At 75.1% G+C, this 22,996-nt stretch carries 18 protein-coding genes; 9 read left to right on the plus strand and 9 right to left on the minus strand.

Annotated features, from left to right (window positions below; translation table 11 throughout):
- Positions 1 to 406 precede the first annotated feature (406 nt).
- The gene (locus WA788_RS05590) at positions 407 to 1,570 is read left to right on the plus strand and encodes a TetR/AcrR family transcriptional regulator (RefSeq protein ID WP_335972239.1); all 1,164 of its coding nucleotides are present in this window, start codon (positions 407 to 409) and stop codon (positions 1,568 to 1,570) included.
- 136 nt (positions 1,571 to 1,706) lie between these two features.
- Here WA788_RS05590 and WA788_RS05595 read toward each other — a convergent pair whose 3' ends face one another.
- Entirely contained in the window at positions 1,707 to 2,891 is a 1,185-nt protein-coding gene (locus WA788_RS05595; protein ID WP_443033979.1) for an oxygenase MpaB family protein, read from the minus strand.
- Positions 2,892 to 3,133: 242 nt separating this feature from the next.
- Between WA788_RS05595 and WA788_RS05600 the strand changes: the two genes are divergently transcribed.
- From WA788_RS05600 to WA788_RS05615, 4 genes are all read left to right on the plus strand, one after another.
- Positions 3,134 to 4,762 carry a succinic semialdehyde dehydrogenase gene (locus tag WA788_RS05600; RefSeq protein WP_335972241.1) on the plus strand — a complete coding sequence of 543 codons (1,629 nt, stop codon included), beginning with the start codon at positions 3,134 to 3,136 and terminating at the stop codon, positions 4,760 to 4,762.
- Positions 4,759 to 5,298, plus strand: coding sequence for a DUF4334 domain-containing protein (locus tag WA788_RS05605; protein ID WP_443033980.1), 540 nt, complete (start codon positions 4,759 to 4,761; stop codon positions 5,296 to 5,298). The genes WA788_RS05600 and WA788_RS05605 overlap by 4 nt, the downstream gene beginning before the upstream one ends.
- Positions 5,298 to 6,461, plus strand: a complete 1,164-nt coding sequence (locus tag WA788_RS05610) for an acyl-CoA dehydrogenase family protein (protein WP_335972242.1) — start codon at positions 5,298 to 5,300, stop codon at positions 6,459 to 6,461. Before WA788_RS05605 ends, WA788_RS05610 begins: the two co-directional genes overlap by 1 nt.
- A gap of 101 nt (positions 6,462 to 6,562) precedes the next feature.
- Positions 6,563 to 7,267, plus strand: coding sequence for a TetR/AcrR family transcriptional regulator (locus WA788_RS05615; protein WP_335972243.1), 705 nt, complete (start codon positions 6,563 to 6,565; stop codon positions 7,265 to 7,267).
- Positions 7,268 to 7,290: 23 nt separating this feature from the next.
- Here WA788_RS05615 and WA788_RS05620 read toward each other — a convergent pair whose 3' ends face one another.
- The 4 genes from WA788_RS05620 to WA788_RS05635 form a co-directional block, all read right to left on the minus strand.
- On the minus strand, positions 7,291 to 8,382 hold the full coding sequence (locus WA788_RS05620; RefSeq protein ID WP_335972244.1) for an NAD(P)-dependent alcohol dehydrogenase: 1,092 nt from the start codon (positions 8,380 to 8,382) through the stop codon (positions 7,291 to 7,293).
- Positions 8,383 to 8,493: 111 nt separating this feature from the next.
- Positions 8,494 to 8,772 carry a hypothetical protein gene (locus tag WA788_RS05625; RefSeq protein WP_335972245.1) on the minus strand — a complete coding sequence of 93 codons (279 nt, stop codon included), beginning with the start codon at positions 8,770 to 8,772 and terminating at the stop codon, positions 8,494 to 8,496.
- Positions 8,773 to 8,810: 38 nt separating this feature from the next.
- Entirely contained in the window at positions 8,811 to 9,167 is a 357-nt protein-coding gene (locus WA788_RS05630; RefSeq protein ID WP_335972246.1) for an acyl-CoA dehydrogenase family protein, read from the minus strand.
- Positions 9,168 to 9,424: 257 nt separating this feature from the next.
- The gene (locus WA788_RS05635) at positions 9,425 to 10,342 is read right to left on the minus strand and encodes a TIGR03619 family F420-dependent LLM class oxidoreductase (RefSeq protein ID WP_335972247.1); all 918 of its coding nucleotides are present in this window, start codon (positions 10,340 to 10,342) and stop codon (positions 9,425 to 9,427) included.
- Positions 10,343 to 11,251: 909 nt separating this feature from the next.
- Here WA788_RS05635 and WA788_RS05640 point away from each other — a divergent pair.
- From WA788_RS05640 to WA788_RS05650, 3 genes are all read left to right on the plus strand, one after another.
- Complete coding sequence (locus tag WA788_RS05640) at positions 11,252 to 13,666, plus strand: LuxR C-terminal-related transcriptional regulator (protein WP_335972975.1); 2,415 nt, start codon at positions 11,252 to 11,254, stop codon at positions 13,664 to 13,666.
- 115 nt (positions 13,667 to 13,781) lie between these two features.
- The gene (locus WA788_RS05645) at positions 13,782 to 15,008 is read left to right on the plus strand and encodes an MFS transporter (protein WP_335972248.1); all 1,227 of its coding nucleotides are present in this window, start codon (positions 13,782 to 13,784) and stop codon (positions 15,006 to 15,008) included.
- 132 nt (positions 15,009 to 15,140) lie between these two features.
- Complete coding sequence (locus WA788_RS05650; RefSeq protein WP_335972249.1) at positions 15,141 to 15,893, plus strand: thioesterase II family protein; 753 nt, start codon at positions 15,141 to 15,143, stop codon at positions 15,891 to 15,893.
- Between the two features lie 47 nt (positions 15,894 to 15,940).
- Here the strand turns inward: WA788_RS05650 and WA788_RS05655 are convergent, their stop codons facing one another.
- The 3 genes from WA788_RS05655 to WA788_RS05665 all read right to left on the minus strand — a co-directional run bounded on the left by WA788_RS05655 (position 15,941) and on the right by WA788_RS05665 (position 20,021).
- Entirely contained in the window at positions 15,941 to 16,963 is a 1,023-nt protein-coding gene (locus WA788_RS05655) for a DUF6801 domain-containing protein (RefSeq protein ID WP_335972250.1), read from the minus strand.
- Positions 16,964 to 17,036: 73 nt separating this feature from the next.
- On the minus strand, positions 17,037 to 19,418 hold the full coding sequence (locus WA788_RS05660; protein WP_335972251.1) for a helix-turn-helix domain-containing protein: 2,382 nt from the start codon (positions 19,416 to 19,418) through the stop codon (positions 17,037 to 17,039).
- A gap of 195 nt (positions 19,419 to 19,613) precedes the next feature.
- On the minus strand, positions 19,614 to 20,021 hold the full coding sequence (locus WA788_RS05665; RefSeq protein WP_335972252.1) for a MerR family transcriptional regulator: 408 nt from the start codon (positions 20,019 to 20,021) through the stop codon (positions 19,614 to 19,616).
- 127 nt (positions 20,022 to 20,148) lie between these two features.
- Between WA788_RS05665 and WA788_RS05670 the strand changes: the two genes are divergently transcribed.
- Positions 20,149 to 21,090, plus strand: coding sequence for an alpha/beta hydrolase family protein (locus WA788_RS05670; protein WP_335972253.1), 942 nt, complete (start codon positions 20,149 to 20,151; stop codon positions 21,088 to 21,090).
- A 22-nt stretch (positions 21,091 to 21,112) separates the two neighbouring features.
- Here the strand turns inward: WA788_RS05670 and WA788_RS05675 are convergent, their stop codons facing one another.
- The gene (locus WA788_RS05675) at positions 21,113 to 22,873 is read right to left on the minus strand and encodes a glycoside hydrolase family 35 protein (RefSeq protein ID WP_335972254.1); all 1,761 of its coding nucleotides are present in this window, start codon (positions 22,871 to 22,873) and stop codon (positions 21,113 to 21,115) included.
- Positions 22,874 to 22,996: the final 123 nt, after the last annotated feature.

A 22,996-nucleotide genomic window follows, 5' to 3' on the forward strand; every position in this document is an offset into this window, starting at 1 on the left:
GCAACCCGCGGCAAACCCGGTACGGCGAAGGCAGGCAAGCCCACCCGATCGGCATACGGCAAACCCCGTGCGACGGGGGCAAGGCAGCCGGGCCGGTCAGCGTACGGCAGGCCCGGCGCGGCGAGGGCGAGGCAACCTGCGGCGGCCCGCTGCGGCGAGGGCAGGCAGCCCGACCCGGTCAGCGTACGGCGGCCCCGGTGCGACGGGGGCAGGGCAGCCGGGCCGGTCAGCGTACGGCAAGCCCGGTACGGCGAGGGCAGGACAACCTGCGGCGGCCCGGTACGGCGGGCAGACTGGCCGATCTGGTCGGCGCACGGCGGCCCTGGCGGGCCCCGGTGCGGGGGGCGGCGTTGTGATTGACTTGGGCCATGTCCTTGTCCGCGCTGGTCTCCGCCCGGGTGTGCCGGTGAGCGCCGAGCCGGCCGCGGCCGCCCGGCCGCGCAACCGCAGGCAGCTCATCGTGGAGGCCGCCGGCCGGGTCTTCAGCGAACGCGGCTACCACGCGGCCTCGATGGAGGAGATCGCCGCCGGTGTGGGCATCACCGCGGCCGCGCTGTACCGGCACTTCCCGAACAAGTACACGCTCTTCGCGGAGTGCGCGGGCGGCCTGGCGGACGGGCTCGTCGCGGCGCTGGCAGCGGTCCCGGACGAGGCGGGCCTTGCGGAGGTGCTGACCGCGCTGGCCCGGGTGACGGTGGCGCACCGGGCCTCGGGCGGGGTGTACCGGTGGGAGGCGCGGTATCTGGCAGGCGAGGACCGGCGGCGGCTGCGGGCGAAGTTCGACGCCGTCGTCGGCCGGGTCGCCGGGGCGGTGCGGCGCGACCGGCCGCTGCCGGACGAGAAGCTGCGGGCGGTGGCGGCGCTGGGCGTGATCGGCTCGGTGACCACGCACCGCACCCCGATCGCCCAACGCCGGTTGGAGGACGCGCTGGTGCACTCCGCGCTCGGCGCGGCGCGCACCGATCCGCGCGCGGCCGTCGCGGGTGCGCGGCCGGTCAGCCTGCCGGTGCAGCCGGTGCCGCGCACCCGGCGCGCGGAGATCCTGGCGGCCGCGGTGCCGCTGTTCGCGCGGGACGGGTTCGCGGGCGTCTCCAACGGGCAGATCGGCCAGGCGGCGGGGCTCGCCCCGTCCGCGCTCTACCGCCACTACCCGGGCAAGGTCGACATCCTGGTGGCGGCGTGCCTCCAGGCGGCGGAGCTGCTGGCGCAGGCGGTCAACCACAACCTGCACGGTGTTCGCGAGCCGCGCGCGGCGGTGGCGGTGCTGGCGGCGACGTATGTGGCGTACAGCTTCGAGAACACCGAGCTGACCCGGGTCGCCGAGGCGGAGGTGCGCGGTCTGCCGGACGACGTGCGGGAGCCGGTGATCCTCGCGCAGCACGAGCACATCGCGGTGTGGGAGCGGCAGTTGCGGTCGGCGCGGCCGGAACTGGACCCGCGGCAGGCCCGGTTGCTGGTGCACGCGGGCCTGGGGGTGGTGGTCGAGGTGGGGCGGCTGCTGCGGTGGCGGGACACCCCGGAGCACCGGTCGGCGGTGACCGCGCTGGTGGTGGGCGCGCTGGGCGTGTGAGGCGGCGGGGGTGAAGCGGCCGGGGGTGAAGCGGCGAGTGTGAAGCGGCGAGCGCCCCGCGGCCGGGTGGCCCCTGGCCGCGGGGCGCCGCCTTCGCGGCCTTGCGTGTTGCGACGTGCGTGCTGCGGCGAGCGGCTCAGGACGGCCGGTTCGCCGACGGCAGCACGATCGGCGTCTGGGTCGCCGAGGTGCCGTTGTTGAGGAAGAGCATCGCGACGCCGCGGATGAACTGGTCGAACAGGTAGTAGTTCACCGGCGGGACGCCCGCGGTGCCCTCGCGGAAGGCGACGTACAGCGGCCAGCCGATCTCGATGATGCCGCGGGAGACCAGGTCGTGCGGCAGCTTGAGCCAGTTGGCGTAGGTGTCGCCGATGAGGTAGCGGACCATCTCGCTGACGAAGCCGGTGTCGACGCCGAGGACGGGCGTCTCGACGTATCCGAGCAGGGTGGACGCCAGGCTGTTGCCCTCGGTGGTGGCGGCGAGGTCGGGCCAGAGCATCTGCTCGGCCTGGGCGACGGCGTCGGACCAGGTCGCGGGGATGAACTGGTCCTGCACGCCGAGCAGGCTGAGGGCCACCTGCCAGGCGTGCAGGTCGGCGTTCTGCTCGGCGGTGGACAGCTTGATGTTCCACTTGGCCAGGTTCAGGTGGGTGAAGGTGCCGGTGGAGTGGAACGTGCGCAGGATGTCGCCGTTGCTGATGGGCGAGGGCTGGTCGGCGCTCGCCGCGAACTGCGGTGAGGTCGGCAGCAGGTTGCGTACGGTGGCGTGCACCAGGCGGGTCTTGTTCGCGGTGACGACGAAGTGGCCGTCCGGGCTCCATGCGTCGGCGGCGGCCATGTCGTAGCCGAAGGTGAAGGTCTTGGCGGCGCGGGCCTTCATGTCGGCGCCGCCGGCGGACCAGTAGACCGCGCGGGCCTCGCGCGGGATGACGGTGCTGAGGATGCCGCTGCCGAGGCTCAGTGACAGGAACAGGTACAGGCTGATCCGCTTGTAGAGCTCCTCGGACGCGGCGAGCAGGGTCGGGTCGGCCCACGAGGGGACCTTGTTGACGCCCTGCAGGTAGGACGTGACGTAACTCGGCATGCCGGACGGCAGTGCGTCGCTGTTGTCGACCCACTTCTGCCAGGCGGTGTTGACCGAGGCAGTCGCGCCGTCGGCCAGGATCTGGGCCGCCACCTGGTCCGCGGCGGGGTCCCACACGGTGAACGGGTCGGTGACGGTGTCGGTCTTGGCGATCGAGCCGGCGGACGACCACGACCACGCTCGGGGGACGTTGAGGCCCACGGCGGCCAGGCCCATGGCGGCACCGACTGAGAGCATGCGCCTTCTACTGAGATTCTCCATTTACTTACCAACCTCCAGGCAGCCAGGCAGTGCCTTGAACCGTGGCCGGTGAGCCGCTGACTCGGACGGAACCAGCGCACTTCAAGGTTGTCCGACGACGCGATTTTCGATTAACATAGCGAGCTGTGTCGGGGACGGCAAGATGTGTTTCGACGCTGTTTCCCGCAGTGGCGCGACGCACCGCCGCCCCACCGGTCCGGTACCTGAAGGAGCCCCGCATGAGTACGGAACAGGACCAGGTGGCCCCAGCGCCAGCGGACCGGGCGGCGCCCGGCGCGCGCCCCGCGTGGGTCGGCGACGAGCTGATCGCCCGGTGGACGGGGTGGGTCTGCCGGGACGGCGCGCGGCCCGGACGGGAGGCGGAGACCTGCGCGCCGGCCCTCGCGCCGTACGACCTGGCGCCGACCGCCGCCGTCCCCGCGTGCGATCCGCAGGACGTCGCGGCCGCCGTCACCGGGGCCCGGGCCGCACAGCACGCGTGGGCGGCCACTTCCCCGCGCCGCCGCCGCGGCCTGCTGCTCGCCTTCCACGACCTGCTGCTGGCCCGGCAGGAGGAGGTGCTCGACCTGATCCAGTGGGAGACCGGCAAGGCGCGGCTGCACGCCTGGCAGGAGGTCGCCCAGGTCGCGGCGATCGCCCGGCACTACGCGCGGCGCGGCGCGCGCTACCTGGCGCCGCGCCGGGTACGGGGGATGGTCCCCGGCCTGACCCGGGTCGTGGAGGCGCGGGTGCCCAAGGGGGTCGTCGGCATCGTCTCCCCCTGGAACTACCCGCTCTACCTCGGGGTCGGCGACGTGCTGCCCGCGCTGTGCGCGGGCAACGCGGTGGTCTCCAAGGCCGACGAGCAGACCGCGCTGACGATGCTGTGGACGCGCGCGCTGATGGCCGAGGCGGGGCTGCCGGCCGGTCTGTGGCAGGTCGTCACCGGCGACGGGCCCGTGGTCGGCTCGGCGCTGGTCGACCGCGCCGACTTCGTCTGCTTCACCGGTTCGACCGCGACCGGCCGCGTGGTCGCCGAGCGCGCGGCACGCCGGCTGGTCGGCGCCTCGCTGGAACTGGGCGGCAAGAACCCGCTGATCGTGCGCGCCGACGCCGACCTCGCCGCCGCGGCGGCCGGCACCGTCGCGTCCGCCTTCGCCAACAGCGGCCAGATGTGCATCCACACCGAGCGCGTCTATGTGCACGCCTGCGTCCACGCCGCCTTCCGCGACCTACTGGTGGCGGCGACGCGCGCGCTGCGGCTGGGCCAGGGCTACGACTACGGCGCCGATCTGGGGCCGCTGGTCTCCGCGGCGCAGCTGGCGTCCGTCACCGCCCACGTCGAGGAGGCCGTCGCCAAGGGCGCGACCGTCCTGACCGGCGGGCGGGCCCGGCCCGACGTCGGACCGCTCGCCTACGAGCCCACCGTCCTGGAGGGGGTCACACCCGCGATGGCCGTGTGCGCCGAGGAGACGTTCGGCCCCGTGCTGTCGCTGTACTCCTACGCCACCGACGCCGAGGCGGTGGAGCTGGCCAACCAGGGCGACTACGGGCTGTCGGCGTCGATCTGGTCCAGGGACACCCGCGCGGCCCGGCGGATGGCGCGGCTGGTGCGGTGCGGCGCGGTCAACATCAACGACGGCGCCGCCGCGGCGGCCGGCAGCATCGAGGCCGGCATGGGCGGCATGCGCGACAGCGGCGCCGGCCGGCGCCACGGCGCCGAGGGCATCCGCAAGTTCACCGACGGCCAGACGCTCGCCGAGCAGCGCCTGATGCCGCTCGGCCCGCCGCCGGGCAAGCCGGTGGCGGACTTCGTGCGCCGCACCAACGGCCGGCTCGCGCTGCTGCGCCGGCTGGGCGCGCGGTGAGCGGCGCCGAGCGCGCCGTCCGCGCACGCTGGCTCGCGCTGCGCGCCGCCACCGGTCCGATCCAGTTCCGGGAACTGGACGCGCTGTGGGCGCGGCTCGCGGTGGTGCGGGCCGAGGCGGTGCTCGGCGCGTGGCGGGGCTTCGTCTTCCCCACCGGCCACCCGGTGGAGGGCGTGCTGGAGCGCAGCCGCTGGCACGGCAAGCACTTCCTGGCGCTGGACGACGCCAAGCCGCTGATCTGCCGGGCCGGCGACGGCAGCCTGTACTCCGACACGGCCGGCGGCCGCGGCGAGGCCAGCTTGTGGAACGTGGAGTTCCGCGGCGAGGTGACCGCCACGATGGTCTACGACGGCATGCCGGTGCTCGACCACTTCAAGCAGCTCGACGAGGGCACCTTGATGGGTGTGATGAACGGCAAGCGAGCCGGGGCGCCCGCCGCCGGGCGGCTGCTGTACTTCGGGCTGGAACGCGAGTGGCACGCCCGGGCCTTCACCCCTCCGTCTCCCGTCTCCCGTCTCCCGGATCTGGAGTTCTGATGACCGATGTGATCACCGCCCGGCGCTCCCTGTACGACGACGACCACGAGGCCCTGCGGGAGACGGTGCGCGCCTTCGTCGACAAGCACGCCGTGCCCCACGCCGACCGGTGGCGGCAGGAGGGCCGCGTCGACCGCTGGCTGTTCAGGGAAGCCGCCAGGGCGGGCATCCTCGGCTTCTCCATCCCGGAGGAGTACGGCGGCGCCGGGGTCGGCGACTTCCGCTTCAACGCCGTGATCGGCGAGGAGTTCTCGCGGCACCCGGTCTCCGACGGCATGGCGGGGATCTCGCTGTCCAACGACATCGTCATCCCCTACTTCACCGACCTCACCGACGAGGAGCAGCGGGCCCGGTGGCTGCCGGGCATCGCCGCCGGGGACCTCGTCGTCGCGGTCGCGATGACCGAGCCCGGCACCGGCAGCGACCTGGCCGGCATCGCCACCACCGCGGTCCGCGACGGCGAGGAGTACGTGGTCAACGGCAGCAAGGTGTTCATCTCCAACGGGCAGAACGCCGACCTGGTCGTCACCGCGGTGCGCACCGGCCCGGACCGGCACCGCGGGATCAGCCTGCTGGTCGTGGAGAGCGACCGCCCCGGCTTTTCCCGCGGCCGCAACCTTGAGAAGGTCGGGCTGCACGCCCAGGACACCAGCGAGCTGTTCTTCTCCGACGTGCGGGTGCCCGCCGCCAACCTGCTCGGCGCGGAGGGCTCGGGCTTCAAGGCGCTGATGCGCAACCTCCCCCAGGAGCGGATCTCCATCGCCGCCGGCGCGGTCTCCTCGATGGAGGGCGTGCTGGAGCGCACCGTGGCGTACGTCAAGGAGCGCAAGGCGTTCGGCCAGGCGATCGGGTCCTTCCAGAACACCCGGTTCCAGCTCGCCGACATGGTGACGACCGCCCGGGTGGGCCGCGCCTACGTCGACGACCTGCTCGGGCGGCACTCCCGGGGCGAGCTGAGCGCGGTGGACGCCGCGGCGGCGAAGTTCTGGGCCACCGAGCGGTACGTCGACGTCGTCGGGCGCTGCCTTCAACTGCACGGCGCCTACGGCTACATGCTGGAGTACCGGATCGCGCACGACTACCTCGACTCGCGGATCTCCACCATCTACGGGGGCACCACGGAGATCATGAAGGAGATCGTGGGCCGCGACCTGGGCCTGTAGCACCGGCGCCCTTGCCGCCCCTTCGACCACTTCGACAGCTACCTAACGTTCGCTAGACTTCGTCGCGACGGGTCGGCCCGGCAGCGACGAGGAGCAGGCGCATGGCGACGAAGACGACCGGCGGCGGGTCCGGGGCGGACACGGCTTCGGCCCCTGCCGCGGACCCGGCCGGGCCCGTCGGCGACTGGCGGGAGTTCGCGCCGCTGGACCTGCATCCCGTGCTGGCGGCCGCGCTGGCGGAGTTCCGCGAGCACGGCTACCACGGCACCTCCGTGCGGGACGTCGCCCGCCGGGCGGGCATCACCGTGCCGACGATCTACTACCACTTCGCCAACAAGCAGGGGCTGCTCGTCGCGCTGCTGGAAGGCGCGGTGGGCGAGGTGCTGCAACGGGCCCGGCTCGCCGACGCGGAGGCGGGCGGACGGGTGCTGGAGCGGTTCTCCAACGTCGTCGAGTGCGTGGTGCTGCACATGACCCACCGGGTGGCGACGGCGGGGCTGGACTGCGAGCTGCGCTACCTGGAGCCGGCCAACCGCCGGAAGTACGCGGCGCTGCGCAAGGAGTTGGAGGACCTGCTGCGGGAGATCGTCGAGGAGGGCGTGGCGCAGGGGCTGTTCGAGGTGGACCGGGCGCCGGACACCACCCGGGCGCTGCTGGGCATGTGCCAGGCGGTGACGGGCTGGTACCGCGAGGGCGGTCCGCTGCCGCCGGCGGAGATCGCCGACCGCTACGCGGCGATCGCCCTGCGCACGGTGGGGGCGCGGGTGCGGCCGGTGCCGCGCGCCCGCACCGCACGGGCGATGTGAGGCCCGGCGGACGTGACGGCCGGTCAGAACACCAGGACCGGCTTGACCGCGGCGCCCGAGCGGGAGTCGGCCGCGGCCCGGTCGATGTCGGCGAAGGGGTAGGGCGTGACGATCTCCTCCAGCGGCAGGCGTCCGGCGGCCCGCAGCGCCAGCAGGCGCGGGATGAACTCCTGGGGGCGGGCGTCGCCCTCGACGCAGCCGCGCACGGTCTTGCCGCCCCACAGCAGGTCCTCGGCGTCCAGGGTCAGCCGCGGCTCGCCCAGGCCCACCAGGACCAGGGTGCCGGTGCGCGCCAGGGCCCGTACGGCCGGGGCGATCACATCGGGACTGCCGGTGGTGTCCAGCGCGTGGGTGGCTCCCCCGCCGGTCAGGTCCCGTACGGCGGCGACGACGTCGCAGCCGGCCGGGTCGAGCGCCGCGGTCGCGCCCAGCCGCAGCGCCAGGGCGCGCCGGCCCGGTACCGGGTCGACGGCGACGATCGTGCCGGCGTCGGCGGCGCGCGCGGCCATCAGCGCGGCGCAGCCCACCGCGCCGGCGCCGTAGACGGCGAGGCGGGCACCGGGCGCCGGGCGCAGCACGTTGAGCACCGCGCCCGCGCCGGTCTGCACCCCGCAGCCCAGCGGCGCGGCGGTCACCAGGTCGGTGCCGGGGGCGACGACCACCGTGTTGCCGGCGGACGCGAGCGCGTGGGTGGCGAAGCTGGACTGGCCGAAGAAGGCGCCCGCGACCGGGGTGCCGTCCTGGTGCAGCGTGGGGGTGCCGTCCGGGCGCGGGCCGGGCGCGTTGAGCCGGCCCAGGCGGGCGCAGTAGGCGGGGTGGCCGGCCCGGCAGGTGCCGCAGGCGCCGCAGTGCCGGTAGCTGAGCACCACCCGGTCGCCGGGGTGGATGCCGGTGACGCCGGCGCCGGTCTCCTCGACGACGCCGGCGCCCTCGTGCCCGAGGACGTAGGGGCCTTTCGCCGGCGGCAGCAGGGCGCGGTAGTGCAGGTCGGTGCGGCAGATGCCGCTGGCCGCCATGCGGACGAGCACTTCGCCCTCGCGGGGCGCGTCGAGCGTGACGGTCTCGAGGGAGAACGGCTGCTCGGGGTGGCGGGAGAGTGCGGCGGTGATCTCCATGCGGGGCTACTGCCTTCCTGGGGTGCCGTGCCGGGGTGCCGTGCCGGGGTGGTCCGGCGCCTTGGGGCCGTCCTACGGTCCGGCGCGGCGCGTGCGCGGGCCGGGTGCCGGTCACCGTCCGCGCCCGAGGGCGGCGCGTCCGGCCCGGACCAGGGCCGGCACCGACGCGCCCGCGCCGGCGAAGCCGTCGCCGACGGTGACGCCCTTGAGGTGGCGGGCGTGCACGCCCTCGGCGATCACCGCGATCTTGAAGTGGGCCAGGGCCCGGTAGAAGGGCAGCGCGCTGAGGTCGCGGCCGCGGCCTTCCAGCACCCATCCGGCGCCGGTGCGCCGGGCGGTGGTGGCCAGTTGGGCGGGGTCGGAGCCGGCGCCGGGCGCGGGTTCGGTCATCGCGAAGCAGGACCGTATCTCCCCCGCGGCCAGCGGTTTCAGGAAGCGGTCGCGCTGTCGGGGTCGGCGGCCTTCGCCAGCAGCAGCATGTTGCCCTCGTCGGGGGCGGCGCAGTGCAGGGCGAGCGGGCCGAGCAGGCTGTACCCGGCCTCCTCCAGGACCACGGACTGCCCGCGCAGGTCCAGGCCGAGGCCGCCCAGGTCCTTGGGCGCGGTCGGCGCGAAGAGCCCGGCGGCGCGGGCGGCCCGCTGGAGCCGGCGGCGCAGGGCGTCGTCGGGGAGGCCCGCCTGGCGCAGCAGCTCCTGCTCGGCGGGCAGGACCACCGCCCGGACGAAGTCGGCGGTGCGCTCGCGGAGTTCCACGAGATCGGGCTCAAGGGTGAAATCGATCGCCATACGGACCTCGCGGCTGTCGGAGGGGCATCTACCTAACGCTCGTTCAGCTCGTTCAGACGCTAGAAGCCGCTGGGGCGAGCGGTCAATACACCGGGGCCCGATCGCCCAGAGATCACGCGGGATATCACCGCAATACGGCTGATCGGCGCTCGGGATCTCCGCGCCGCGACCTGGTCGGTCGGCGAGCTCACCGTCCCGGACCTAACGATCGTTAAGCCAGGTGCCCCCGGCGGGGGGCCGCCGTACCCGGTGCGGTGTCAGCCGGCGCGGACGCCGTCGATGAAGCGGGCGGCGAGGTCCAGCCGCTCGGCGAGGGTGGCCGGGGTCTGCTGGAAATCGATGAACAGCTCGTGGACACCGGCCTGTTCGGCGGCGCGCGCGTAGGCGACGTACTGGCCGAGGGTGCCCTGCGAGGGGACCTGGTCCGGGTCGGCGGGCGTGCGGGTCAATGTCGGGTTGATACGCAGCGCCATCCGCAGGCCGGCGCCGTCCCGCCCGACCCGGTCCGCCTCGTCCAGGATGGCCGACCACTGCGCCGTGAGGCGAGGCAGCGGCATCCCCACCGGCAGCCAGCCATCGGCACGGCGCGCGAGCCGACGGATGCCGACGGGGCTGAACGCGGCCAGCAGGACCGGAGGCCGCGGGCGTTGGCGCGGGCGCAAGCCGACAACGGTCCCCGGCACGGTGAACAGCGGCCCGTCGTGCGCGAACTCGCCGCCGGCCCAGTAGGCGTCCAGGATGTCGAGCGTCTCGTCCAGCCGGGCGCCCCGGCCCCGCCAGGGCACGCCGACCGCGGTGTACTCCTCGGGCATCCAGCCCAGGCCCAGCCCGACGTCCAGCCGGCCGCCGCTGAGCAGGTCCAGGGTGGTCAGCGACCGGGCGAGCATGATCGGGGCGTGCCACAGCCCGTTGAGGGTGCTGGTGCCCAGGCGGACCCGGCCGGTGTGGGCGGCGGCGAGCGTCAGGCTCACCAGCGGGTCCATGAAGTTCTCGTAGGACCGCGGCATCACCGGGTCCTTGCCCGGGTAGGGCACGCTGGGCGTGCGGGGCGCGAGCACCCGGTCGCCGGTCCACAGCGAGTCGTACCCCAGCTCCTCGGCGGTACGGCTGACGGTGGTGATCGCCTCCGCGTGGGCGTCGGCGCCGAAGGTCGGGAGGGCCAGGCCCAGTCGCATGCGGGGTGTCCTTCGGGTCGGGGGTTGGCGAACATGTGCGGGAAGCGCCTTCCACACATGTTTCTCCCGGACGGCCGACAGCTCAAGGGCGTACTGGACGCCCTCCATGAGGGGACGTCCGCACGCGTGCAACCGCCTTGAGGGGTGGCTTTTCCACGACCTCCTTCGGCTCGGTTCGGGGACGGGCGCCGGTGGTCAGTTCAGGGGCGCCGCGTCGCCACGGGGGCCGTCGGGCGGCGGGGTGTCGGGGGGTGCGCCGCGTTCGAGGAAGCGGCGGAATCCGCGCCCGGCGAGGACCAGGAGGTGGCGTGAGGGGGTTCCGCCCGGGCCGCCGCTCCACGGCGGCTCGTGCCGGACGCCGGAGACACCGGCGCCGGGGGGTGCAGTCGGGTCACTCGGTGGTACGGCCGCGGGGGGCGGCACGAGTGCGGACATGCTGGTGGGGGTCCTTTGCTCGGCGGTGCGCGGGACCCACCTGCGCGGGAGGGGTGACGCGCAGGTGGGCCGGTCCGGGCGGGCGGGCGGCGGGTGCGGGAAAAGCGGGGGGGTAGCGGGGGAACGCGGGGAAAGCCATCGGCGAACGGCTTTCCCCGCACGGCCGCTTACGAGTCTGCCGAACGGGAAAGCCCGGCCCGCGCCGACACGTGCGAGATCCGTATACCTAGAATCGCGGGCGCTCCCCGCCGGATTCCCTCCTCGGTAGTCCAGGCGGCGCGGACCGGACCGGCCTCGGACGGTCCGCGGCGGGCCCGCATCGGCGCGTCGAGGGACCGTTTCGATCAGGGACGCTCGCCCGTCGGCGGATTGGCGCCATCTCCCCCGGCCCGGCAGCCGCACCCTCTAGCCTGGACCGAACGCAATGCGTCAGCGTCCGCGTACGCACCGCTTAAGGAGTACAGCAGCGTGAGCATGGCCACACGATTCGGCCAGATCCGGTCCGGGCTGCCGAGCGCGGTCACCTCCTTCGTCGGGCGGGACACCGAACTCGCCGACGTCCGGCGCCTGTTGGACGAGGTGCGGCTGGTCACCCTGATCGGCCCGGGCGGGGTCGGCAAGAGCCGGATCGCGCTGCGCGCGGCGGGCGACCGCGCCGGGGAGTACCCGGACGGCGTGTGCCTGGCGGAGCTGTCGGGCCTGCAGCAGGGCGAGCTGCTCCCGCAGACCCTGGCGGACCTGCTGGGCATCCGCGACCCGGGCGACCCGCTCGCGGCCGTCGTGGACCACCTGAGCACCCGCCGGATGCTGATGGTGCTGGACACCTGCGAGCACCTGGTCGACGAGTGCGCGCTGCTGGTCGACCTGATCCTGCGGGAGACCCCGCACGTCCAGGTGCTGGCCACCAGCCGCCAGCCGCTGGAGGTCCCCGGCGAGCACACCCTCACCGTCCCGCCGCTGGACGTGGAGTCCGGCGACGCGGCGCTGCTGTTCACCCAGCGGGCCGCGGCCATCGTCCCCGGTTTCCGGATCACCGACGACAACCGCGACGACGTCCAGGCGCTGTGCCGCCGGCTGGACGGCATCCCGCTGGCCATCGAGCTGGCGACGGTGCGGCTGCGCGCGATTCCGCTGGACCAGCTCGCCGCCCGGCTGGAGGACCGGTTCCGGGTGCTGACCGGCGGCCGCCGCACCGCGCTGCCCCGCCACCAGACGCTGCGCACCGCCATCGGCTGGAGCCACGAACTGTGCTCCCCCGAGGAGCGGTTGGTGTGGGCGCGGCTGTCGGTGTTCGCCGGCACCTTCGACCTTTCGGCCGCGGAGAAGGTGACCGCGGGCGGCGACATCTACCAGGAGGAGGTCATCGAGCTGCTGATCAGCCTGGTCGACAAGTCGATCGTGCTGCGGGTCGACGCCCCCTCGGGTGTCCGCTACCGGCTGCTGGACACGATGCGGGAGTACGGCGCGGAGTGGCTGGAGCGCACCGGCGAGCAGGAGGCCACCAGCAACCGGCACCTGGCCCACTACGCCGAGACGGCCGCGGCCTTCGAGCGCACCGCGTACACCGACCGCCAGGTCGACGAGGTGCAGCAGCTGGCCCGGGACTGGGCCAATGTGCGCACCGCGCTGGAGCGCGCGCACGGCGCCGGCCAGGGCGATCCGGTGGAGGCGCTGCGGCTGACGGTCCGGCTGGTCCCGTACTGGCTGTGCACGTCGCGCTTCAGCGAGGGCCGGCTGTGGTTGCAGCGCAGCCTGGAGCGGGTCGGCCGGCCGCTGCCGGAGCGGGCCGAGGCGCTCGCGCACCACGCCCACCTGTCGTTCGTGCAGGGCGACCGGCCCGCGGCGCAGGACGCGGTCCGGCAGGCGCTGGACCTGGCCGGCCGGCTCGGCGACGACCGGCTGCTGGGCTACGCGCACCAGGTCGCGGGCCTGGGCCACCTGCTGGCCGGCCAGGACGCGGAGGCCGACGGGCACTTCGCCCGCTCGCGCGAGCTGACGCTGCGCAGCGGGTACGAGCTGGGGATCGGTTTCGTGCACATGCACGACGCGATGATCGCCGCCTTCACCGGGGACTCCGAGCGGGCCATGGCCGCCGACCGCGCGTACCGCAAGGAGTTCGGGGCCAGCGGCGAGTCGTTCTTCCGGTCGTTCATCCAGGAGTTCATCGGGCTGGCGCTGTGGGTGCAGGGGCGGCCCGCGGAGTGCGGGCCGGTGATCCGCCGGGCGATCCGCCTCAAGGCCGAGCAGGACGAGGCCGACGGCATCGCGACCTGCCTGGAGGTGCTGGCGTGGGAGGCCGCGGCCGCCGGGCGCCCGGTGCGGGCGGCCTGGCTGCTGGGCGCGGCCGACGCCTACTTCCGGGCCGGCGACGTGATACTGATGTGGGGTCGGGAGAGCCTGGGCCGGGACCACCAGCGGATCGTCGCGCAGGTCACCGAGCAGCTCGGGCAGGCGCGGTTCAGCGAGCTGTTCCGCCAGGGCATGGAGCTGGACGACGAGCTGGCGGTGACGCTCGCCGCCGAGGACGCCGAGGAGCCGCTGCCGGAGCAGCCGGCCGGTCCGGGCGGGCCGGCCGGTGCGGACGCCCTCACCCGCCGGGAGCGGGAGATCGCCGAGCTGATCGGCACGGGCATGTCCAACCGCGAGATCGCCGAGCAGCTGGTCATCTCCAAGCGGACGGCGGACTCGCATGTGGAGCACATCCTCAACAAGCTGGGCTGTTCGCGCCGCGGCCAGATCGCCGCCTTCCTGGGCTCCGCGCCGGCCACCGCCGCCGCTCCGGCCACCGCCGCCGCGCCGGCCGCCGAGGGCGCGCTCCCCCGGCCGCCGGCCCCGCGCACGCCCGCGCAGGAGTCCGACGCGTCCGCGGCCGGGGGCGGCGCCCGGTAGCGACCGTTCCGGTCCGGGCCGGGCCGCCCCGGGCGGTGCGAAGTGGGCCCGTTTCCCGCCTGCGGGGCCGGTTCCGTGCCTGGTCTGGGCGCGGGGCGTGGCCGATACTTGGCGCGTGACCGACACGGTGCGCACCAGCGAACTGCCCACGCCTGTACGGGAGTTACTGACCGGCCGGTTCGCCTGGTTCCTCGCGGGGCGGACGGTGGACCTGGCCGGCTCCTCGATGACCACGGTGGCGCTGTCGCTCGCCGTGCTCCAGGCCACCGGCAGCGCCTCGGACCTGGGCGTGGTCCTCGCGGCGAACATCGTGCCGAACCTGACGCTGCTGCTGGTGGGCGGCACCGTCGCGGACCGGATGCGCCGAAGACGGCTGCTGGTCGCCGCGAACCTGATCTCGGGCGCGCTGCTGGCGGGGATGGCCGCGCTGCTGCTCGCGGGCGCCTACCACCTGCCCGCGCTCGCCCTGCTGTCCTTCGGCACCGGCGCCGTGTCCGCCTTCACCGCGCCGGCGCTGCGCGGGATCGTGCCCGAACTGGTGCCGCGCCACGACCTGTTCCGTGCGAACGCGCTGCTGGCCAGCAGCCAGAACACAGTACGGATCGTGGGGCCGGTCGTGGCGAGTGTGCTGGTGGCGACCGCGGGCGGCGGGTGGGCGCTGGCGGTGGACGGCCTGAGCTGCTGGATGGCGGCGCTGGCCTTCCTGCGCCTGCCCGGCGGGAGCCGGCCGCCGGCCTCGGGGCAGCGGCTCCTGCGGGAACTCGCCGACGGCTGGGCGGTCTTCAGGTCGCTGCGCTGGGTGGTGCTGATGGCCATGTCCTTCGCGCTGGTCAACGCCTTCAACGTCGGCCCGTGGAACGTGCTGGGGCCCGAGGTGGTGATGGGGCAGGACGGCGCCGTGGGGTGGGGGGCGGTGCAGGCCGTGCGGGCGGCGGGGCTGCTGGTGATGAGCGTGGTGGCGGTCCGGCTGGTCTTCCGGCGGCCGCTGCGGGACGGCCGGATCTGGGGCGCGCTCGCCGGGCTGCCGCTGCTGGCGCTGGGGTGGTCCGGCACGGCGTGGGTGGTGGCGCCCGCGGCGTTCGTGGGCGGGCTGGGGTTCTCGGTGGCGGCGATCACCTGGGAGAGCACGTTGCAGGAGGCGGTGCCGCAGCAGAGCCTGTCCCGGGTCACCGCCTACGACGACCTGCTGTCCTTCCTGGCCATTCCGCTCTCGCAGCTCCTGGCGGGGCCGCTGGGCCGGGCGGCCGGGGCGAGGGAGGTCTGCACGCTGTGCGGGATCGGCTGCATCGCCTCCTGCGTCCTGCCGCTGCTGGACCGGCAGGTGCGCACCATGGAGTCGTGAGCGGTGCCGCGGTCGGTGCCGCGGGCGGTTGCGAAGATCGGCGGGCAGCCGTCAGGCTGGAGCGAGTTCGGTGCGGGAGACCGCCGCGGGCCTCCACCGCGGCGGCGCCGCCGACCAGCGAAGGGCCCGCAGATGGTGAAGTCCGGCAACCCCTGGGTGCTGGCGTTCGACGAGCCGCCCGCGCACGCGCCGGTGCGGCTGTTCTGCCTGCCGTACGCGGGCGGCAGCCCGCACGCGTTCGGTGCGTGGGCCGCCGCGCTCGCCCCGCACGTCGAGGTGCTCGCGATCGCGCCGCCCGGCCAGGGCCACCGCGTCTACGAGGAGCCGTACGAGCAGTGGCCGGCGCTGCGGGACGACGCGTTCGCCGCGCTCGCACCGCTGCTGGACCGGCCGCACGCGTTCTACGGGCACAGCCTCGGCGCGCGGCTGGGCTACGAACTGGCCCGGCTGGCGGCCGAGAAGTGCCCGGGGGCGACCCGGCGGCTGTTCGTCAGCGGGTGCCGCAGCCCCCGGTGGCCGCAGCAGCGGCCGTATCTGCACGAGGAGCCGTACGACGGGTTCGTGGCCGGGCTGCGGGAGCTGGGCGGCACCCCGCAGGAGGTGCTGGACCACCCGGCCCTGATGCGGACGCTCTTCCCGTCGCTGCGCGCGCAGATCCGGCTCGCGGAGCTGTGGCAGGACGAGCACGACGGGCCGCTGCCCATGCCGGTCACCGCGATGTACGGGCGGCAGGACCGGACCGACGGCGAGGCCGCCATGCGCGGCTGGGCGCGGGTCGGCGGCCCAGGCAGCGAGGTGCTCGGCATGGACGGCGGGCACTTCTTCCTGGACACCGACCCGGCCAGTGTGCTGGCGGTCCTGGGGGCGCGGTTGCGCGAGGTGTGAGCCGGGGCCCGGCGCCCGGGTAGTGGGTCGGCGCCGGTGACGACGCGTCAGGCACTGCCGCCGGTGCGGCGGTTGCGCAGGCGGGGCACGAGGCGCAGGGCGGCCGCGGCGGCGAGTGCGGCCGCGGCCAGGATGCCCGCGATGAGGGCGGCCAGGTGCCCGCTGCTGCTGCCGGTCTTCGCGGTATCCGCGGCGGCGACGTCGGTCGCGGTGTCCGGGCGCTGTCCCGGGCCGCTCGTGCCCGGGGCGGCGCCGGACGCGGTGGCGGACGGGGTGCCGGAGGCGGCGGCCGTACTGGCGCCGGTGCTGGGTGAGGTGCTGGGGGTCCGGGTCGCCGTGGCGGGGACGGAGGTGCCCGGGTGCGCGGAGGCGCTGCTGCCGTGGCCGCCGGTGCCCGGGGCGGACGGGGAGCCGGGGGCGGCGGGCGGGGTGGTCTTCGTGGCGGACGGGGTGACGCGGAAGGCCGCCACGGCGCCGGACTGGCCTGCGTTCAGGGCGCAGGGCACGTCGACCTTGCCGACCGCAACGAGGTCGCCGCTTGCGTCCTCGGGGACCAGGTGCAGGGTGAAGTCGCCCGCGCTGACCGTGCCGTGGCCCGGTGCGGTGAAGCCGAGCGCGGGGGCGGTGCCGGTGGCGGGGATGGCGAAGGTGCCCGACGCGGGCACCGTGGTGGGCGTGATGGCCAGGTGGACGGACACGGTCCTGGTGCCCTGCGGCGCGGCGACGCTGGTCCGCGCGTCCACGCTGCCCTCGATGACGCGCACGCCGAGGACCTGGCGCAGCCCGGCGGTGAAGGCGCCGTCGACGTCGGCCGCGGCGTGTACGGCGAAGCGGGGGCTGGAGGTGCCGGCGGCGACCGACGACGGGAAGTCCGCCGAGATCCGCGCGGTGATCTGCTGACCCCCGATGTAGGGGAAGGTGCAGGTGTAGTGCAGGGTCGCGGCCACCGGTGCGGCGGCCGCGCTCCCGGCGCCCGGGCCGGCGACGGCGGCGCCGGCCGCGGTGAGCGCCGCGCCTGCCGCTAATCCGATCCGCCGCCGCGGACTGCCCGCGCCGTAGCTGGAATCCATGGGTCTGCCTCCTTATGAGACGCGTGGCCGTGGTCGTGTGCCTGCCCGGCGGCCGGGGGTGGGCGGGCGCGGGTCAGGCGCCCGGCGCCACCGCGGGTGCGGTGTCCGGCCGCCCTGGGCGCCGCTTCCCATGGTCTTCCCGGAAGGCGTGGCCGAGCTGGCTCTGGATGCGGCTGTGGCGGAACTGGTACACCGCGCCGACCTGGCGCAGCACGCCGCGCCGGTGGGCGTCGTCCAGGAAGGAGACCAGCGCCCAGGGCAGCCGTCCGGTCAGCGGCAGCCAGATGCGGGACAGCGCCACCCACTGGCCCCACGCCGTCATGCACACCCCGTATCCGAGTCCGGCGCCGAAGGCGGCCTCCAGGCCGAAGACGACGCCGACCTCCAGTCCGCGTACCGGCCCGTCGACGATCCCGTTGAGCAGGCCGGCGGCGGGGCCGATGGCCAGCGCCCACACCAGCAGGTGGTAGGCGACGTTGCGGCGGTCGATGCCGAGCAGGTCGGCGGGGCTGACCACGGACTCGGGGCGGACCGGGGCTTCGAGCACCGCGGTCAGCGCGAACACCAGCCCGGCGCCCAGGCCGAGTTCGGCGATGAACACCACCCGGGCCAGCGCTCCCCCGCCCTGCCCGTCGTCCAGCCCGAGCGGCCCGACGAGGCCCTGGTCGATGAGTTCCAGCGCGGCGGCGACCGACAGCCCGCACAGCAGGCCGACCGCGACGCGGACCCGGACCCTGCGGCCGGTGCGCCGCAGCCGCCCGCCGCGCCGGCCCCACCCGGTGAACCTGATCCGCACCGGCGACGGTTTGAGGCCGTCGCGCGCGGTCGCGTACCAGTAGACCAGCCCGAACAGCACCGCGGCCGCGAGGCCGTGCAGCACCCCGACGGCCAAGCCGCGCAGCAGCGCGAACACCGGGCCGTGGGAGGTCGCGACCAGGTCCACCGGGATGTTCCCGACACCGGCGGTCACCCCGAAGGCCGTGCCGGCCAGCAGTCCGACGATCACGGTCCGCGCCAGCCGGCTCATGCTGGTGCCCAGCTCCCACCACGCGATGTCCTGCCGCTCGCCGTCCAGGGCGGCCAGGTGGTGCGCGATGTAGCCCAACCAGCGCTGGGCGTCGGCCAGTTCCCACTGCCGCTCGGTGCCGCGGCGCGCCGCGGCCGGGCCGCCCGCGTCAGGGCGCTGCGGGGCGCGGCGCCGGTAGACGGTCGGTACGAAGCCGGCCAGCAGGTGGGCCTCGATCGCGGCGGCGTCGGGGAAGCGCGCGGTGTCGAGCAGTTCGGCCGGGTCGCGGTCGGGGTTGTCGCTGTACATCGTCCGCGCCAGCGCGATCATCAGCGGGGTGCTCAGCGCCTCGGTCAGGTGGGCGCCGGCCGGGCCCCCGGCCCGCGCCCGGTCCAGCACGTCGTTCCAGCCCCGCGGCGCGGCGGGGTCGAGCGGTCCGGGCGGCACCGGCACGGTGCGGGGCAGGTAGTCGCGCAGGTCCGAGGGTTCCAGGTCGCAAAGCTCGATGACGACGGCCGACGCGAGGGGCGCGCGGGCCGCGGCCACCGCCCCGGCGAACTCGTCGCGGCGGCTGGTGAGCACCAGCGGCAGCACCGTGCGGTTCAGTTCCTGGAGTGCCTCGCCGCGCAGTTCCTCCGCGATCTCGTCGAAGCCGTCGAGCACCGGCAGGATCAGGTCGGCGTCGAAGAGGTCGGCGGCGAGCGGCTTGCCGCTGGGCAGCACCCGGGCCAGGTGCGGGTGGTCGCGGACCAGCCGGTCGACCAGCCAGTCCCGCAGGGCGATCGCGGTCGGGTCCCAGGAGCCGAGGCTGAAGATCACCGGCACCCGCTGGGCGTCCTCGCGCGTGTCCAGCAGGTCCAGGGCGAACCGCACCGCCAGGATCGACTTGCCCGAGCCGGCCCGGCCCAGCACCACCAGCCGCCCGGAGCCGATCCGCCGGTAGACGCCCGCGACCCGGCGCAGGTCGCCGCTGAGGTCGATGTCCGGCAGGGCGTCGCCGGGGGCGGTGCCCTGCGCGTTCTCCGTCCGGTCGGCGAGGCCGGTCGCCACGTGCTGCCAGCGCACCGGCAGCGCGTAGGGGTGGTGCACCCGGCGCTGGGCCTCCTCCTCACGCCAGCGGCGCTTGCTCTCCCGGGCCAGCCCGTCCGCCTCGTCGGCCAGCGGGCCCGGCACCCGCGCCCCCGCGGGTGCGGCCTGCTGCGCCGGTACGGGCGGGGGTTCGTCGCCGGAGCCGATGGAGGCCGCCATCAGACGGCGGCGGTCCTCGGGGCCGGCCTCCAGCGCGTCGGCGAGGCGGGCGAAGGTGCCGCTGCGGTGGTCGAAGGGCTTGTCGTTCTCGATCCGGCCGATGGTCCGCTCGCCCAGCCCGGCGCGCTCGGCCAGCTGGAACTGCGTCATCCCCGCCTGCTTGCGCAGCCGACGCACCAGCGCTCCGAGTGTCTCCGCCACCACGTCGCCCTTCGTCTCCCCCCGTGACCTGGCCCCTCGCTCCGGGACGGTGAGCCTACCCCGACCGCCGCCCACCCGGGAGCAGGTGTTCCGGCCGCCCGTCGAAAGGGTGAACGGCCCTGGTAGGTATGGGCGTTGGACCGGCCCGGGCGCAGGTCGGGGGCGGCGGTCAGGGGCAGCGGTCGGGGGCGGCGGTCAGGGGGACGGCGGAGCCGCCGGGCGGCTGTCGCGGGTCGCGTCGCGGCAGGAGACCCCGGTGCGCATGTTGCCGGTCGCGCCGCCGATCACCGCGTCGAGCCGGTCCCGGGTGCGCAGCAGGTCGGTGACGCGCCGGTCGACCTCGGCGCGCTCCTGCGCGAGGCGGCCGAGCAGTTCGGGGGTGGCGCGGCCGTCGACCACGCACGGCAGGAGTTCCAGGATGGTGCGGCTGGACAGCCCGGCGGCGTACAGCTCCTGGATCAGCCGGACCCGGTCGACGGCGCTGTCGGGGTAGTGGCGCTGGCCGCTGGGGCTGCGCTCGGCGGTGAGCAGCTGCTGCTCCTCGTAGTAGCGCAGCGCCCGGACGCTGACACCGGTCCGGGCGGCGAGGTCTCCGACACGCATGGCTGCTCCTTCCGCGGCCGCGGGCGCGCCGGCGGCTTGCCTCTCACGCCGACGTCAGGTTTTAGCGTAACCACGCCTCGCCGCATTCCGTGCGCGGCCGGGGTCCGCACCGAGGAAAGGCCCTCCCATGCCCACGTACGCCGCGACCGGTCTGACCGGTCCCGCCCTGGTCCCGACCGTGTCGGTCAGCCCCGTCGCGCTGCCCGCGCCGCACCGCGGCGCGGACCTGCCGGTCCGCGTCACCGCGCCGGTCACCGGCAGCGGCCTGCCGGTGGTGCTGTTCGCCCACGGCTTCGGCTCCGACCTCGACGGCTACGCGCCGCTGGCCGCCCACTGGGCCGCGGGCGGCTTCGTGGTGGTCCAGCCGACCCACCTGGACGCACGGCGGTTGGGACTGGCGCCGGACGACCCGCGCCGCCCGGGCCTCTGGCGGCAGCGCGTGCAGGACATGCGGGTGGTGCTCGACGCGCTCGGCACCCTGGAGGCGGCGGTACCGGGCCTGCCCGGGCGGGTGGACCGCACCCGGATCGTGGCGGCCGGGCACTCCTTCGGCGGGCAGACCGCGGGCCTGCTCATGGGCCTGCGGGTGACCGACCCGCTGACCGGCGAGGTGCCGGACCTGTCCGACGCGCGGGTGACGGCCGGTATCCAGATCGCCACCGCCGGGCGCGGCGGCGACACGCTGACGCCCTACGCCCGCGAGCAGTTGCCGTGGCTGCGCGAGCAGGACTTCTCGGCGCTGGCCGCGCCCTCGCTGGTCGTCGCCGGCGACGCGGACGAGCTGCCGCTGTCCACCCTCGGCCCGGCCTGGACCACCGACCCGTACACGCTGGCCCCGGCCGGCCGCAGCCTGCTCACGGTGTACGGCGGGCGGCACTCGCTGGGCGGCATCTCCGGCTACGCGGCGGCCGAGACCACCGACGAGAACCCGGACCGGGTCGCGCTCGTGCAGCACGTCACCCTGGCCTACCTGCGGGAGGTGACCGGCGCCGGCCATGACGACTGGGCCGTGGCCCGGGCCGCCCTGGCCGGCGCGTCGCATCCGCTGGGCCGGCTGGAGTCCAAGTGACCCCGGGCCCGGCCCGCCCGCCTCACTCCTCGATCGGCCCGAGGTCGGCGGCCTCGCGCAGGGCGACGGTGGTCCGGGCGGCGGCGTGCAGTTCCAGCACCACGACCTCGTTGGCGCCCGCGCGCAGCACCGGCGCCGGCACGTAGAGGGTGGTCTGCGGACCGCGGGACCAGAAGCGGCCGAGCGGGAAGCCGTTGACCCACGCGTTGCCCTTGGTCCAGCCGGCCAGGTCGAGGTGGGTGTCGGCGGGGGTCTCCACGTCGAACACGCCGCGGTGGAAGGCCGGGCCGACGACCGGGCCGACGGCGGCGGCGAACTCCAGGCGCTCCAGGTCGGCGGGGGTGAGCGGCAGCGGGCGGCTGGTCCAGCCGCGCAGTACCTCGCCGTCCAGCCGGGCCTCGCCGAGCAGGCCCTTGCGGTCGTGCAGCGCCTGGCCGTAGTTGACCCGGCCCTGGTTCTCCACCAGCACCTCCAGGCGGGCGCCGGCCCGCGGCACCGTGAAGGCCAGGGCCGGTTCGTGGCCCTCGCGCTCCAGGACGCCGGCCGGCTGCCCGTCGACGAAGACCTGGGCGCGGTCGCGGACGGCGTCGAGCGTGAGCACCGCGGGGCCCGGCGCGGGCAGTTGCGCCTGGTAGAGCACGAAGCCGAAGTCCTGGCCGAGTTCCTCCATGGTCAGCGGGCGCGGGCCGGCCACCGCCTGGCCGAGCAGCGGCGCCTGCGCGAGCAGCGGGGCGGTGCGGTCCAGGGTGACGCCCAGGGCGCTGAGCTTCTTCGCCGGCAGCGGCGCCGGCTCGTCGGGGACGGGGGCGTGGCGGGCGATGACCTCGCGGAAGGCGGCGTACTTCGGCGTGGGGTCGCCCGCCTCGTCCAGCGGCGCGTCGTAGTCGTAGGAGGTGACGGTGGGCCGGTAGGTGTGCTTGTCGTTGGCGCCGTTGGTGAAGCCGAAGTTGGTGCCGCCGTGGAACATGTAGAGGTTCACCGAGGCGCCGGCGGCGAGGATCGCGTCGAGTTCGGCGGCGGCGCCGGCCGCGTCGCGTACGACGTGGACGCCGCCCCAGCGGTCGAACCAGCCGTTCCAGAACTCGGTGACCATCAGCGGGCCCTGGGGCTGGTGGGCGCGCAGCGCGGCCAGGCCGGTCGCGGCGCGGCTGCCGAGGTTGACGGTGGCGAGCACGCCGGGCAGGGCGCCGCGGGCGAGGTCGCCGGGCTGGTCGCAGGTGAACAGCGGCACGTCGATCCCGCCGGCCAGCAGCAGGTCGGCGATCCGGCGCAGGTGGCCGGTGTCGTCGCTGTAGGCGCCGTACTCGTTCTCGACCTGGACGGCGATGACCGGGCCGCCGCTGGTGGCCAGGTGGGGGGTGACGGCCGGCAGCAGCGCCTGGAAGAAGTGCTCGACGGCGGCCAGGTAGGCGGGGTCGTTGGTGCGCAGGCGGATGTCGGGCTCGGCCAGCAGCCAGGACGGCAGGCCGCCGCCCTCCCACTCGGCGCAGATGTACGGCCCGGGGCGCAGCAGGACGTGCAGGCCCTCGGCGGCGGCCAGGTCGAGGAAGCGGGGCAGGTCGAGGATGCCGGTCAGGTCCAGCTCGCCGCCCTTGCGGGGCTGGTGGAGGTTCCACGGCACATAGGTGTCGATGGTGTTCAGGCCCATCAGGCGGGCCTTGCGCAGCCGGTCCGCCCACTGCTCGGGGTGGACCCGGAAGTAGTGCAGGCCACCGGAGATGATGCGGAACGGTTCGCCGTCGAGGCGGAAGCCGTCGGGTTCGATCCGCAGTTCCTTGGGCATGGTGTCCTGCTCCTTCCGTGGAGCGTAGTCGAAGCAAGGGGGCGATGGTTGCGTAACCATCACCGGGGTGGGGCAGGCCGGGCGCGCACGGGGGCCGGGCGGCGCCTGCTGGGGGTGTCGGGG

The organism is Streptomyces sp. CA2R106, from assembly GCF_037034245.1.
In the GTDB taxonomy this organism is placed as follows: domain Bacteria; phylum Actinomycetota; class Actinomycetes; order Streptomycetales; family Streptomycetaceae; genus Actinacidiphila.

Bases quoted from the DNA above. Each gene is read 5' to 3' on its own strand.
- WA788_RS05675 (WP_335972254.1), bottom strand. From the start codon at position 22,873: ATGCCCAAGGAACTGCGGATCGAACCCGACGGCTTCCGCCTCGACGGC.
- WA788_RS05640 (WP_335972975.1), top strand. From the start codon at position 11,252: ATGGCCACACGATTCGGCCAGATCCGGTCCGGGCTGCCGAGCGCGGTC.
- WA788_RS05655 (WP_335972250.1), bottom strand. From the start codon at position 16,963: ATGGATTCCAGCTACGGCGCGGGCAGTCCGCGGCGGCGGATCGGATTA.
- WA788_RS05620 (WP_335972244.1), bottom strand. From the start codon at position 8,382: ATGGAGATCACCGCCGCACTCTCCCGCCACCCCGAGCAGCCGTTCTCC.
- WA788_RS05625 (WP_335972245.1), bottom strand. From the start codon at position 8,772: ATGACCGAACCCGCGCCCGGCGCCGGCTCCGACCCCGCCCAACTGGCC.
- WA788_RS05650 (WP_335972249.1), top strand. From the start codon at position 15,141: ATGGTGAAGTCCGGCAACCCCTGGGTGCTGGCGTTCGACGAGCCGCCC.
- WA788_RS05610 (WP_335972242.1), top strand. From the start codon at position 5,298: ATGACCGATGTGATCACCGCCCGGCGCTCCCTGTACGACGACGACCAC.
- WA788_RS05600 (WP_335972241.1), top strand. From the start codon at position 3,134: ATGAGTACGGAACAGGACCAGGTGGCCCCAGCGCCAGCGGACCGGGCG.
- WA788_RS05635 (WP_335972247.1), bottom strand. From the start codon at position 10,342: ATGCGACTGGGCCTGGCCCTCCCGACCTTCGGCGCCGACGCCCACGCG.
- WA788_RS05670 (WP_335972253.1), top strand. From the start codon at position 20,149: ATGCCCACGTACGCCGCGACCGGTCTGACCGGTCCCGCCCTGGTCCCG.
- WA788_RS05595 (WP_443033979.1), bottom strand. From the start codon at position 2,891: ATGCTCTCAGTCGGTGCCGCCATGGGCCTGGCCGCCGTGGGCCTCAAC.
- WA788_RS05615 (WP_335972243.1), top strand. From the start codon at position 6,563: ATGGCGACGAAGACGACCGGCGGCGGGTCCGGGGCGGACACGGCTTCG.
- WA788_RS05665 (WP_335972252.1), bottom strand. From the start codon at position 20,021: ATGCGTGTCGGAGACCTCGCCGCCCGGACCGGTGTCAGCGTCCGGGCG.
- WA788_RS05630 (WP_335972246.1), bottom strand. From the start codon at position 9,167: ATGGCGATCGATTTCACCCTTGAGCCCGATCTCGTGGAACTCCGCGAG.